The 13,126-nt window shown below is 72.7% G+C and carries 10 protein-coding genes; 7 read left to right on the top strand and 3 right to left on the bottom strand.

Features of this window, described 5'->3' with window-relative positions; genetic code table 11:
* Window positions 1-9 precede the first annotated feature (9 nt).
* From ACIBNE_RS29895 to ACIBNE_RS29885, 3 genes are all read right to left on the bottom strand, one after another.
* The gene (locus tag ACIBNE_RS29895) at window positions 10-1,416 is read right to left on the bottom strand and encodes a DUF58 domain-containing protein (protein ID WP_399276974.1); all 1,407 of its coding nucleotides are present in this window, start codon (window positions 1,414-1,416) and stop codon (window positions 10-12) included.
* On the bottom strand, window positions 1,416-2,441 hold the full coding sequence (locus tag ACIBNE_RS29890; RefSeq protein ID WP_399276972.1) for an AAA family ATPase: 1,026 nt from the start codon (window positions 2,439-2,441) through the stop codon (window positions 1,416-1,418). The genes ACIBNE_RS29895 and ACIBNE_RS29890 overlap by 1 nt, the downstream gene beginning before the upstream one ends.
* A 300-nt stretch (window positions 2,442-2,741) precedes the next feature.
* Window positions 2,742-3,293 (bottom strand): beta-class carbonic anhydrase, encoded by a 552-nt coding sequence (locus tag ACIBNE_RS29885; protein WP_399276970.1) that lies wholly within the window; start codon window positions 3,291-3,293, stop codon window positions 2,742-2,744.
* Between the two features lie 493 nt (window positions 3,294-3,786).
* Between ACIBNE_RS29885 and rsmH the strand changes: the two genes are divergently transcribed.
* From rsmH to murD, 7 genes are all read left to right on the top strand, one after another.
* Window positions 3,787-4,752 (top strand): 16S rRNA (cytosine(1402)-N(4))-methyltransferase RsmH, encoded by a 966-nt coding sequence (gene rsmH, locus ACIBNE_RS29880; protein WP_399276968.1) that lies wholly within the window; start codon window positions 3,787-3,789, stop codon window positions 4,750-4,752.
* Window positions 4,749-5,366 carry a septum formation initiator gene (locus tag ACIBNE_RS29875; RefSeq protein ID WP_399276966.1) on the top strand — a complete coding sequence of 206 codons (618 nt, stop codon included), beginning with the start codon at window positions 4,749-4,751 and terminating at the stop codon, window positions 5,364-5,366. Before rsmH ends, ACIBNE_RS29875 begins: the two co-directional genes overlap by 4 nt.
* A gap of 4 nt (window positions 5,367-5,370) precedes the next feature.
* The gene (locus ACIBNE_RS29870; RefSeq protein ID WP_399276963.1) at window positions 5,371-7,356 is read left to right on the top strand and encodes a peptidoglycan D,D-transpeptidase FtsI family protein; all 1,986 of its coding nucleotides are present in this window, start codon (window positions 5,371-5,373) and stop codon (window positions 7,354-7,356) included.
* A 74-nt stretch (window positions 7,357-7,430) separates the two neighbouring features.
* A complete protein-coding gene (locus ACIBNE_RS29865; RefSeq protein WP_399276961.1) occupies window positions 7,431-9,197 on the top strand; it encodes a UDP-N-acetylmuramoyl-L-alanyl-D-glutamate--2,6-diaminopimelate ligase in 1,767 nt (588 codons plus the stop codon).
* Window positions 9,194-10,615, top strand: coding sequence for a UDP-N-acetylmuramoyl-tripeptide--D-alanyl-D-alanine ligase (murF, locus tag ACIBNE_RS29860; protein WP_399276960.1), 1,422 nt, complete (start codon window positions 9,194-9,196; stop codon window positions 10,613-10,615). Before ACIBNE_RS29865 ends, murF begins: the two co-directional genes overlap by 4 nt.
* Window positions 10,612-11,682 (top strand): phospho-N-acetylmuramoyl-pentapeptide-transferase, encoded by a 1,071-nt coding sequence (mraY, locus tag ACIBNE_RS29855; RefSeq protein ID WP_399276958.1) that lies wholly within the window; start codon window positions 10,612-10,614, stop codon window positions 11,680-11,682. The genes murF and mraY overlap by 4 nt, the downstream gene beginning before the upstream one ends.
* Window positions 11,664-13,106 carry a UDP-N-acetylmuramoyl-L-alanine--D-glutamate ligase gene (gene murD, locus ACIBNE_RS29850; RefSeq protein WP_399276956.1) on the top strand — a complete coding sequence of 481 codons (1,443 nt, stop codon included), beginning with the start codon at window positions 11,664-11,666 and terminating at the stop codon, window positions 13,104-13,106. The genes mraY and murD overlap by 19 nt, the downstream gene beginning before the upstream one ends.
* Window positions 13,107-13,126: the final 20 nt, after the last annotated feature.

The following is a 13,126-nucleotide window of genomic DNA, read 5'->3' as shown; positions in this document are numbered from 1 at the left end:
CCAGCCCCGTCATGACCATCCCCCCGTCGTGCCCGTACCCGCGCCGCCCGGGGCCCCGGAGAAGGGGGCGCCGGGGAAACCGGCTCCGCCCAGGGCCTGCGACTCGCCGAGCCGGCGCTGTCCCGCCTGCTGCCACAGGCGTGCGAGCGAGGTCCCCGGCGGCACGGTCAGCGCCGTCCACCCCGCCTCGCGCAGCTGCCGCAGCCGGTCCTCGTGCCGGGCGGACGTCCTGCCGCCCGCCCACTCGGCGCTGTCCAGCACGAAGGCGACGGCGCCGCCGCTGCGCTGGCGCATCCGCGCGGCCACGGTCGCCTGCTCCTCGTTCAGATCCCCGAAGAAGGCCACCAGCAGCCCCTCGTTGCCGCCGCGCAGCACGTCGTACGCGCGCGAGAGGCCGCCCCCGTCGGAGTGGTCGACCACCGCCAGGGTGTCCATCATCAGGCCCGCCGAGTCCGCCGACTCCTGGGTCGAGCCCGCGAAGCCGTCCGCGCCCTCGCCCGGCACCGAACTCCCGGTGTCCGTCAGCAGCCGCACGGAGAAGCCCCGCTCCAGCATGTGCACCAGCGCCGACGCCGCGCCCGACACGGCCCACTCGAACGCCGAGTCGGGCCCGGAGCCCTGGTAGCCGACCGCGCGGGTGTCCAGCAGCACCGTGCACCTGGCGCGCTGCGGCTGCTCCTCGCGGCGCACCATCAGCTCGCCGTAGCGCGCGGTGGAGCGCCAGTGCACCCGCCGCAGGTCGTCGCCGTGCCGGTAGCCGCGCGGGATCACGTCGTCCTCGCCGGCCAGCGCCAGCGAGCGCTGCCGCCCGTCGCCGTACCCCGAGGACTCGCCCGCGAGCCGCACCGGCGGCAGCGGCTCGGTCCGCGGGATCACGGTCAGGTTGTCGTACGCGTGGAAGGACCGCGACAGCTCGCACATGCCGAACGGGTCGGTGAGCCGCAGCTGGAGCGGGCCCAGCGGATAGCGGCCGCGCAGGTCCGAGCGGACCCGGTAGGACACCTCGCGCCTGCCGCCCGCCTCGACCCGGTCGAGCACGAAGCGGGGCCGGGGCCCCAGCACGTAAGGGACCCGGTCCTGGAGCATCAGCAGCCCGGTGGGCAGCCGCGAGACGTTGTCCATCCGCAGGTGCACCCGGGCCTCGGCGCCCGCGGGCACCCGGGACGGCGTCAGCCTGCGGCTGCCCGCCACGCGGTAGCGGGTGCGGTACAGCACCACCGTGCACACCAGCGGCAGCACCGCCAGCAGCAGGCCGACCCGCAGCAGGTCGGCCTGGCCCAGGACGTACGCGCAGACGGCCGCGGCGACCCCGGCCGCCAGGAAGGAGCGCCCGCGCGTCGTCAGTCCGCCGAAAGCGGCCCGCAGACCGCCCTTCTCCTCGCGGTCGACGGTCGCCGCGGGCCCCCCGGCCGACATCACAGCCTCGTCGCGTCGGGCCGGCCGTAGGGCGGCGGCGGGGCCTGGGCCGAGCGGTAATCGGCGTTGGGCACGGGAACGCGCTGCATGATCTCCAGCACCACCTGCTCGGAGGTGCGGCGGTTCAGCTGGGCCTGCGCGGTGGGCAGCAGCCGGTGCGCGAGCACCGCGACCGCCAGCGCCTGCACGTCGTCGGGCAGCGCGTACTCGCGCCCGCTGAGCGCGGCCGACGCCTTCGCGGCGCGCAGCAGGTGCAGCGTGGCGCGGGGCGAGGCGCCGAGCCTCAGGTCCGGGTGGTTGCGGGTGGCCGAGACGAGCTCCACCGCGTAGCGCCGCACGGAGTCCGCGACGTGCACCGCGCGCACCGCCTCGATCAGCTTCACGACGTCGTGCGCGTGGGCCACCGGCTGGAGGTCGTCCAGCGGCGAGGCCGAGCCGTGCACGTCGAGCATCTGGAGCTCGGCCTCCGGGCTCGGGTACCCGATGGAGACCCGCGCCATGAAGCGGTCGCGCTGGGCCTCGGGGAGGGGGTACGTGCCCTCCATCTCGACCGGGTTCTGCGTGGCCACCACCATGAACGGGTCGGGCAGTTCGTAGCTCTGCCCGTCGATGGTGACCTGGCGCTCCTCCATGGACTCCAGGAGCGCGGACTGCGTCTTGGGCGACGCGCGGTTGATCTCGTCGCCGATCACGATCTGCGCGAAGATCGCCCCCGGCTTGAACTCGAAGTCCCGTCTCTGCTGGTCGTAGATCGACACACCGGTGATGTCGGACGGCAGCAGGTCGGGCGTGAACTGGATGCGCCGCACCGAGCAGTCGATGGACCGCGCCAGCGCCTTGGCCAGCATGGTCTTGCCCACCCCCGGCACGTCCTCGATGAGGAGGTGCCCCTCGGCCAGCAGCACGGTCAGCGAAAGCCGTACGACCTCCGGCTTGCCCTCGATCACACCCTCCACCGACCTGCGGACACGCTCCGCTGTGGTGGTCAGATCAGTGAGGCTCGCTCGATCGTCATAGGTCGTCACCCGGCCCTCCTCGGCCCGTACTTTCCATCGGGCCGAGTAACGCGACGGTCGGCCCGGCCCTCCCCGATACACAAAACAGCTGACACCGGCTCCGGGGCTTCCGGGCGGATGTCACAGGGGCATTCTTGTTGCCGTTACCGCGTCGTGTCACTCGCCTGTGGACAACTGTGCGGGATATGTCATGGCTTGCCCGTATTCACCCACCCGGAAATGCCGCTCGGCACCGTCCGAACCGGACAGTGCCGAGCAGGTCGTGGAGGCGTCGGGCGCCCCGGCCGGGGCGGCCCGGGGCGATCCGCCTCAGTCGGCGGCGTGGATCTCCCGCAGCAGACCCGTCTTCACGTCGAAGACGAAGCCCCTGACGTCGTCGGTGTGCAGCAGGAACGGCGAGGTGCGCACCCGCTGCATCGACTGCCGCACGTCCTGGTCGACGTCCCGGAACGCCTCGACGGCCCAGGCCGGACGCTGCCCGACCTCGTCCTCCAGCTCGTGCCTGAAGTCCTCGGTCAGCGATTCGAGGCCGCAGGTGGTGTGGTGGACCAGCATCACGCTGCGGGTGCCGAGCGCCCGCTGGCTGATGGTGAGCGAGCGGATGACGTCGTCGGTGACGACGCCGCCCGCGTTGCGGATGGTGTGGCAGTCGCCCAGTTCGAGCCCCAGCGCTGCGTGGAGGTCGAGCCGTGCGTCCATGCAGGCGACCACGGCCACCTTCAGCACGGGCCTGGCGTCCATGCCGGGGTCCGTGAAGTCGGAGGCGTAGCGCTTGTTGGCGGTGACGAGTCGTTCGGTGATCGAGCTGTCCGTGGGGGCGGGGGCGTCCTGGGCGGCCGGTATGGGCGCGGAAGTCGACATGGGGACGACGGTAGTGGTCGCAGACGGTCCAGGCCCGCTGTGGAAGGCAACAAAGAACATCAATATGGCTTGTTGTGAGCTAATCCACAGCCTTGGCCGAATACCGCCGTTCGAGTGGAACGGCGGTCGCGCGACGCGCGGGCGGGCTGATTGATCGGGATCCGATCGGATGGCAGGGTGGACTAAAGTGACGCGAAGTACGCGGGCGGCGAAGGGCGAATTATCGCCCCCATTCGCGGACCGCGGCGGATCCACCCGGATCACCCCGGATCATGACAGGTCGCACGACAGATCGTGACGGACCGGACGGTCCACCCGGAAAGCCGGTCCACACGGAAACCTCCGCGTGTGCGGCGTACGTACGGCCCGGCCTCCTCCCGCTCGGCGGTCGGCCGACGCCACTACCAGGGCGGCGGTCGGCCACTCCCCTTCTTCGGGCGGGTGGGGACCAGACTGTGCGTACGCACGGCACACGCCTGCCTTGAGAGGGCGCATGAACAACAGTCGACACGTTCCGGTGATGCTCCAGCGGTGTCTGGACATGCTGGCCCCGGCCCTTGAGCAGCCGAGCACCGGAAGCCCAGTGGTCGTCGACTGCACCCTCGGCCTCGGCGGGCACAGCGAGGCGCTGCTCACCGCGTTCCCCGAGGCCCGTCTGGTCGCCCTCGACCGCGACAAGGAGGCGCTGCGGCTGTCCGGCGAGCGGCTCGCCCCCTTCGGCGAGCGGGCCACCCTCGTGCACGCCGTCTACGACGAACTGCCCGACGTGCTGGACCGGCTCGGCATCCCCAGCGTCCAGGGCGTCCTGTTCGACCTGGGCGTCTCCTCCATGCAGCTGGACGAGGCGGACCGCGGGTTCGCGTACGCCCAGGACGCCCCGCTCGACATGCGCATGGACCAGACGACCGGGGTCAGCGCGGCGGAGGTGCTGAACACCTACCCGGCGGGCGAACTGGTGCGGATCCTGCGCGCGTACGGCGAGGAGAAGCAGGCCAAGCGGATCGTTTCCGCCGTCGTGCGCGAGCGCGAGAAGGAGCCGTTCACCAACAGCGCCCGGCTCGTCGAGCTGATCCGCGACGCGCTGCCGCAGGCCGCCAAGCGGACCGGCGGCAACCCCGCCAAGCGCACGTTCCAGGCGCTGCGCATCGAGGTGAACGGCGAGCTGTCGGTGCTGGAGCGGGCGATCCCGGCCGCGGTGAAGGCCCTCGCGGTCGGCGGGCGCGTCGCGGTCCTCTCGTACCACTCCCTCGAAGACCGCCTGGTGAAGCAGGTGTTCGCGGCGGGCGCCGCCAACACCGCGCCGCCCGGACTGCCCGTCGTGCCCGAGCGCTTCCAGCCCAAGCTCAAGCTGCTGACCAGGGGCGCCGAGCTGCCCACCGAGGAAGAGGTCGCCGAGAACCGCAGGGCAGCCCCGGCCCGGCTGCGGGGCGCGCAGCGCATCCGGGAGGACAACCTGTGAGCAAACCGGCCAAGCAACTGAAGGGGCGGGCCGGACGGCTCGCCCGGCTGATGCCGTCGGGGCCGAGCAACGCGGCCCGTGCCCCCTTCGTACTGCTGGTCGTGCTCCTCCTCGGCGGCGGGCTGATCGGGCTCCTGCTGCTGAACTCCTCGCTCAACGAAGGCTCCTTCCGGCTCAGCGAACTCAAGAAGCAGACCACCGAGCTGACCGACGAGCAGCAGGCGCTCCAGCGCGACGTCGACGCCCGTTCGGCGCCCGACGCGCTGGAGCGCAGGGCCAGGCAGCTCGGCATGGTCCCGGGCGGCAGCCCGGTCTTCCTCGAACCGGACGGCACGGTGCGCGGCGAGCCCAGCCGCGCCGCCGCGCCCTCGCCCGACCCCGGGCCCATGGAGGCGTCGTCCGCGCCCCGGACCCCGGAGCCCGGCACGCCGCCGCCCTCCCCGAAGGCCTCGCCGTCCCCCGGGGCGTCCCCGAAGGCGTCGCCCGGCGCGGACCCCGCGGCCGGTCCGCGGTCCGCACCCCGGCCGCGGTCCGGGCAGACCGCCCCGCCCCCGCGCACCGCCCAGCAGGGCCCCGCGCGGCAGACCCCCTCGCATTCGACACCCGGCAGGTGACGCAGTGCCTCCCAAGGAACCGGAACCCCCGCGCCGCCGGGTCCCCGCCCCCGGGCGCCGCCCGGCCCCGCGCCCGGCCGCCCCGCGTCCGCCCGCGGCCCGGCGCCCCGCCGCCGGCCGCCCCCGGCAGACGCCGCCCAGGCCGAAGGCGCGCACCATCAGACTCGGCAGCCCGCGCCCCAGGCTGCGGCTCGTCAGCCTCGGCCTGACCCTGGTGATGCTGGTCTTCGTGGTGCGCCTCCTCCAGGTGCAGGCCGTCGACGCCAGCGCGTACGCCGCGAGGGCCGAGAAGAACCGGTACCTCACCCACACCATCGCCGCCGAGCGCGGCGAGATCACCGACCGCACCGGCATCGCGCTGGCCACCAGCGTCGACGCGCACGACATCACCGCCGACCCCAAGCTCTTCACCCCGGCCGAGGCGAAGACCACCGGGGCCCCGCAGCAGGCGGCCCAGCTCCTCGCGCCGATCCTCGGCAAGGACCCGGCCGAGCTGGCGAAGAAGCTCGCCACGCCCAAGAGCCGCTACGTCGTCCTGGCCAGGCGCCAGACCCCGCAGGTCTGGAACCAGATCAAGGACCTCAAGAGCGTGTACGCGCAGAAGGCCGAGGCCGACCGGCGGGCCGGCGGGCCTGGCGCCAACGTCCTCGCGGGCGTCCTCCAGGAGCCCAGCACCAAGCGCGTGTACCCCAACGGGGACCTGGCCGCCGGGATACTGGGCTACGTCAACGCGGAGGGCGCGGGCGCCGCGGGCGTGGAGTCCATGCTCCAGAAGGAGCTCGCGGGCAGGAACGGCGAGGTCTCCTACGCCCAGTCGGGCGGCCGCCGCGTGCCCACCGCAGGCTCCCGCGAGAAGCCCGCGGTCCCCGGCTCCGACATCGAGCTGACGATCGACCGCGACATCCAGTGGGCCGCCCAGAAGGCCATCGCCGAACAGGTGAAGAAGTCCAAGGCGGACCGCGGGTACGTGGTCGTGCAGAACACCAGGACCGGTGAGGTGCTGGCCATGGCCAACGCGCCGGGCTTCAACCCCAACGACCTCTCCCAGGCCAACGCCGCCGCCATGGGCAACGCCGCGCTCCAGGACGCGTACGAGCCCGGCTCCACCGCCAAGGTGATGTCGATGGCCGCCGTCCTGGAGGAGAACAAGGCCACCCCGGCCACCCGCGTCACCATCCCCAACCGGCTGCACCGCGGCGACCGGCTGTTCAAGGACGACGTCGACCACGAGACCTGGTACCTCACGCTCAACGGCGTGCTCGCCAAGTCCAGCAACATCGGCACCATCCTGGCCACCCAGCAGCTCGGCAGGACGCAGCCCGAGGCCAACCGGGTGCTGCACTCCTACCTCCGCAAGTTCGGCGTCGGCTCGCCGACCGGCCTGAACTACCCGGGCGAGACCCCGGGCATCCTCGCCAAGCCGCAGGACTGGTCCACCTCGCAGCAGTTCACGATCCCCTTCGGCCAGGGCCTGTCCCTCAACGCCATGCAGGCGGCCTCCGTCTACTCGACCGTCGCCAACGGCGGCGTACGCGTCGAACCGACGCTCATCAGGGGCACCAAGGGCCCCGACGGCAGGTTCACCGCCGCGCCCGCGCCCCGGCAGTCCCGGGTGATCAGCGAGAAGACCGCCACGACGCTGTCGCGGATGCTGGAGTCGGTCGTCCGCGACCGGGAGGGCACCGGAACCAAGGCGCACATCCCCGGATACCGCGTCGCGGGCAAGACCGGCACGGCCAACCGGGTGGACCCGGTGCGCGGCGGCTACCGCGGCTACACCGCCTCCTTCGCGGGCTTCGCGCCCGCCGACGACCCGCAGGTCACCGTCTACTGCGCCATCCAGAACCCCACCAAGGGGAGCCACTTCGGCGGCCAGATCTGCGGACCCATCTACCAGCAGGTCATGGAGTTCGCCCTGAAGACCCTCCAGGTCGCGCCGACCGGCGCCGAACCACCGCGCATGCCGGTCACGTTCAAGCCCGGCGAATAGCCCGGCGCACCCAGCCGGGCGGACCGTTCCGGCGACGCCCAGAAACGACGCCCAGAAACACTGCGAGACACCGAGTGACGACCATCACCAGCGATTCCGGGAACCGGGGCGGCGATCCCCGTTCCCGGGCCACCTCACTTCGCCCCGAGCCGGGTCAGCCCGGTACGCTCACCGCCGTGCCCCACGCTGATCAGTCCCAAACCACCCAGAAGGACGCCCCTGTGACCTACCCGGGAGCGCCCCGACCGGACCGCCCGCGCCCGACCTCCATCGAGGAGCTGGCCGCGCGCGTGGGGGTCGAGCCACCGGGCCAGGGGGAAGCGACCGGCATCACCCACGACTCGCGGGCGGTACGGCCGGGAGACGTGTACGCCGCCCTGCCCGGCGCCCGCCTCCACGGCGCCGACTTCGCCGCCCAGGCCGCGGGGCTCGGGGCCGTGGCGGTCCTCACCGACCCGACGGGCGCCGAGCGCGCCGCGGCGACCGGGCTGCCCGTCCTGGTGGCGCCCGACCCGCGCGCCGTGATGGGCGAGCTGGCCGCCGACATCTACGGCCGCCCCGGCGCCGACCTGCTCCAGCTGGGCATCACCGGCACCTCGGGCAAGACCACCACCGCGTACCTCGTCGAGGGCGGGCTGCGCGGCGCGGGCCGTGCGACCGGGCTGATCGGCACGGTCGAGACGCGCATCGGCGAGGAGCGCATCAAGTCCGAGCGCACCACCCCCGAGGCCACCGACCTCCAGGCGCTGTTCGCGGTGATGCGCGAGCGCGGCGTCGAGGCGGTCGCCATGGAGGTCTCCAGCCACGCGCTGGTCCTCGGCCGGGTCGACGGCTGCGTCTTCGACGTCGCCGTCTTCAACAACCTCAGCCCGGAGCACATGGAGTTCCACTCCGACATGGAGGACTACTTCCGGGCGAAGGCACAGCTCTTCACCCCGCGGCGGTCCCGCGTCGGCGTCGTCAACTTCGACGACGAGTACGGCCGCAGACTGGTCACCGAGGCGACCGTGCCCGTCACCACCTTCTCCGCCGAGGGCCACCCGGACGCCGACTGGCGGGCCGAGGACGTCGAAGTCGGCCCCACGGGCTCGACCTTCACCGCGATCGGCCCCAAGGACGAGCGGATCCGCGCGGCCTCGCCGCTGCCGGGCCCCTTCAACGTGGCCAACACCCTCGCCGCGATCGTCACGCTCGCGGTGGCCGGAATCGATCCCCAGACCGCCGCCGACGGCATCGCCGCCGTGCCCGGCGTCCCGGGCCGGCTGGAGCGCGTCGACGCGGGCCAGCCGTACCTCGCCGTCGTCGACTACGCCCACAAGACGGACGCCGTCGAGTCGGTCCTGCGCTCCCTGCGCAAGGTCACCAAGGGCAGGCTGCACATCGTCATCGGCTGCGGCGGCGACCGCGACACCACCAAGCGCGGCCCGATGGGCGCCGCCGCCGCGCGGCTCGCCGACACCGCCGTACTGACCTCGGACAACCCCCGCTCCGAGGACCCGCTCGCGATCCTCGCCGCGATGCTCCAGGGCGCCGCCGACGTGCCCGCCCACGAGCGCGGCGACGTCCTGGTCGACGCCGACCGGGCCGCCGCCATCGCCGCGGCCGTGGCGCGCGCCGAGCCCGGCGACACCGTGCTCGTCGCGGGCAAGGGCCACGAGCAGGGCCAGGACGTCGCGGGAGTGGTCCGCGCCTTCGACGACCGCCAGGTCCTGCGCGCCGCCATCGAGAACGCCGACGTCAAGAACACCGACGTCAAGAACGCCGCCCACGAGAACGCCGCCCTCCAGAACGCCGCCCACGAGAACAGCGCCGCCACCGAGAACCCCGGGAAGCAGCAGTGATCGCCCTCTCCCTCGCCGAGATCGCCGAAATCGTCGGCGGGCAGCAGCACGACATACCGGATCCGGCCATCCGGGTCACCGGTCCCGTCGTCATCGACTCCCGCCAGGTCGGCCCCGGCAGCCTCTTCGCCGCCTTCGCGGGCGAGCACGTCGACGGCCACGACTACGCGGAGCGCGCCGTCGCCGCGGGGGCCGCCGCCGTGCTGGCCACCCGCCCCGTCGGCGTCCCCGCGATCGTCGTGCCCGACGTGACCGCCGCGCTCGGCGCGCTGGCCCGCACCGTCGTGGAGCGCCTGGGCGCCGACGTCGTCGCGCTCACCGGCTCCGCCGGCAAGACCTCGACCAAGGACCTGATCGCCCAGCTCCTGGAGCGCAAGGGCCCCACGATCTACCCGGCGGGCAACCTCAACAACGAGATCGGCCTGCCGCTGACCGCGCTGCGCGCCGAGGAGTCCACCCAGCACCTCGTGCTGGAGATGGGCGCCCGCTACGTCGGGGACATCCGCTACCTCACCGGCCTCGTCCCGCCCCGCATCGGCCTCGTGCTCAACGTCGGCACCGCCCACATCGGCGAGTTCGGCGGCCGCGAGAAGATCGCCGAGGCCAAGGGCGAGATGGTCGAGTCGCTCCCCGAGGACGGCGCGGCCGTCCTGAACGCGGACGACCCCCTCGTACGCGCGATGGCCTCCCGCACGAAGGCCCGCGTCGTCCTCTTCGGCGAGTCCGACGAGGCAGACGTACGGGCCGAAAACGTACGCCTCACCGACGACGGACGGCCCGCGTTCCGCCTTCACACACCCACCGGGTGCAGCGACGTGACCATGCGCCTGTACGGTGAGCACCACGTGTCGAACGCGCTCGCCGCGGCCGCCGTCGCCCATGAGGTGGGCCTGTCCGCAGCGGAGATCGCCGAGGCGCTCTCCACAGCGGGTACCCTCTCCCGCTGGCGCATGGAGGTCACCGAGCGCGCGGACGGCGTGACGATCGTCAACGACGCCTACAACGCGAACCCCGAGTCCATGCGAGCCGCACTGCGCGCGCTCGTGGCCATGGGCAGGGCCCCACGGGCCAGGGGGGGACGGACGTGGGCGGTGCTCGGCCACATGGCCGAACTGGGGGACGAGGCGCTCGCCGAGCACGACGCGATCGGGCGGCTCGCCGTCCGGCTCAACGTGAGCAAGCTCGTCGCGGTCGGGGGCAGGGAAGCCTCCTGGCTGCAACTGGGCGCCTATAACGAGGGTTCGTGGGGTGAGGAGTCGGTGCACGTGTCCGACGCGCAGGCGGCGGTCGACCTGTTGCGCAGTGAGCTGCGCCCGGGGGACGTCGTGCTGGTGAAGGCATCCAGGTCGGTCGGCCTGGAAAGGGTCGCAGCGGCACTGCTGGAGAACACGAGCGAGGGTGAGGTCGCCGGCCGATGAGGCAGATCCTCTTCGCGGGAGCCATCGGTCTCTTCCTGACCCTGATCGGCACCCCGCTGCTCATCAAGCTGCTGGCCCGCAAGGGATACGGGCAGTTCATCCGGGACGACGGCCCGCGCGGCCACGCGGGGAAGAAGGGCACGCCCACCATGGGCGGCATCTCCTTCATCCTGGCCACGCTGATCGCCTACGCGCTCGCCAAGGTCATCACCGGTGAGGAGCCCAGCATCTCGGGCCTCCTGGTGCTGTTCCTCTTCGCGGGCATGGGCCTGGTCGGCTTCCTGGACGACTACATCAAGATCGTCAAGCAGCGCTCGCTCGGCCTGCGGGCCAAGGCCAAGATGGCCGGCCAGCTGATCGTCGGCATCGCCTTCGCCGTCCTCGCCCTGCAGTTCGAGGACAAGCGGAACCTCACGCCCGCCTCCGACAAGCTGTCGTTCATCACGGACTTCGGCTGGCGCATCGGCCCGGTGCTCTTCGTGGTCTGGGCGCTGTTCATGATCCTCGCGATGTCGAACGGCGTGAACCTCACCGACGGCCTCGACGGCCTCGCCACCGGCGCCGCCGTGATGGTCTTCGGCGCGTACACCTTCATCGGCGTCTGGCAGTACCAGGAGTCCTGCGTCAACGCCGAGACGCTGACCAACCCCTCAGCCTGTTTCGAGGTCAGAGACCCACTGGACCTGGCCGTCATCGCCTCCGCGCTGATGGGCGCCTGCTTCGGCTTCCTGTGGTGGAACACCTCGCCCGCCAAGATCTTCATGGGCGACACCGGCTCCCTGGCGCTCGGCGGCGCCCTCGCGGGCCTCGCCATCTGCTCCCGCACGGAGCTGCTGGTCGCGGTGCTCGGCGGCCTCTTCGTCCTGATCACCCTCTCCGTGGTCATCCAGGTCGGCTCCTTCAAGATGACCGGCAAGCGGGTCTTCAAGATGGCGCCGCTCCAGCACCACTTCGAACTCAAGGGGTGGTCCGAAGTCCTCGTCGTGGTCCGCTTCTGGATCATCCAGGGCATGTGCGTGATCGTCGGACTCGGCGTCTTCTACGCGGGATGGGCAGCGGACAAGTGAGCTCGAGCGGCTTCGAAGGACAGCACGTCACCGTCGCCGGCCTCGGCGTGAGCGGCATCAGCGCCGCCCGCGCCCTGGCCGGCCTCGGCGCGGTCGTCACCGTCGTGGACGGCGGCGACGGCGAGACCCACCGGGCCCGCGCCGCCGAACTGGAGGCCGCGGGCGTCGCCGTGCGCCTCGGCGACGCGGCCACCCTGCCCGAGGGCACCGAACTGGTCGTCACCTCGCCCGGCTGGAAGCCGCAGAGCCCGCTCTTCGCGGCGGCCGCAGCGGCGGGCGTCGAGGTCGTCGGCGACGTGGAGGTCGCCTGGCGGCTGCGCGGTCTCGGCGGCCGCAACGCCGCCCGCTGGCTCGCCGTCACCGGCACCAACGGCAAGACCACGACCGTCCGCATGCTGGCCTCGATCCTCGAAGCCGCCGGACTGCGCACGGCCGCCGTCGGCAACATCGGCACCCCGATCATCGACGTGGTCCTCGGCGAGCAGGAGTACGACGTCCTCGCCGTCGAGCTCTCCAGCTACCAGCTCCACTGGGCGCCCTCGCTGCGCGCCCACTCGGCGGCCGTCCTCAACCTGGCGCCCGACCACCTCGACTGGCACGGCTCCATGGAGGCCTACGCCGCCGACAAGGGCCGGATCTACGAGGGCAACACCGTCGCCTGCGTCTACAACGCCGCCGACAGCGCCACCGAGGACCTGGTCCGCGAGGCCGACGTGGAGGAGGGCTGCCGCGCCATCGGCTTCACCCTCGGCACGCCGGGCCCCTCGCAGCTCGGCGTCGTCGACGGCATCCTGGTCGACCGCGCCTTCGTGCAGAACCGCCAGAAGAACGCCCAGGAGCTGGCCGAGGTCGCGGACGTGAATCCGCCGGCCCCGCACAACATCGCCAACGCGCTCGCCGCCGCGGCCCTCGCCCGCGCCTTCGGCGTCGAGCCCAAGGCCGTACGGGACGGACTGCGGGCCTTCCGCCCCGACGCGCACCGCATCGAGCACGTCGCGGACGTCGGCTCCGTCGCCTACGTGGACGACTCCAAGGCCACCAACACCCACGCCGCCGAGGCGTCGCTGGCGGCCTATGACCCGATCGTGTGGATCGCGGGCGGCCTCGCCAAGGGCGCCGCGTTCGACGAGCTGGTCAGCAGGTCGGCGCGGCGGCTGCGCGGCGCCGTGCTCATCGGCGCGGACCGCCACCTGATCCGCGAAGCCCTGGCGCGACACGCCCCCGAGGTCCCGGTCGTCGACCTCGACCGGACCGACACTGGGGCGATGCTCGCGGCGGTCCAGGAGGCGGCGGCTCTCGCCGAGCCGGGGGACACGGTGCTGCTGGCCCCGGCCTGCGCCTCGATGGACATGTTCGTGAACTACAACAAGCGAGGCGAGGCGTTCGCGGAAGCGGTCCGCGCACTCGCCGCCGAGCGCGCCTGACGGCCCGGGTCCCGGCCTCC

This window comes from Streptomyces sp. NPDC050504, assembly GCF_044458065.1.
GTDB lineage: Bacteria > Actinomycetota > Actinomycetes > Streptomycetales > Streptomycetaceae > Streptomyces.
Note: the sequence above shows the minus strand (reverse complement) of the source record. Positions and strands in the feature narration are given on the sequence as shown.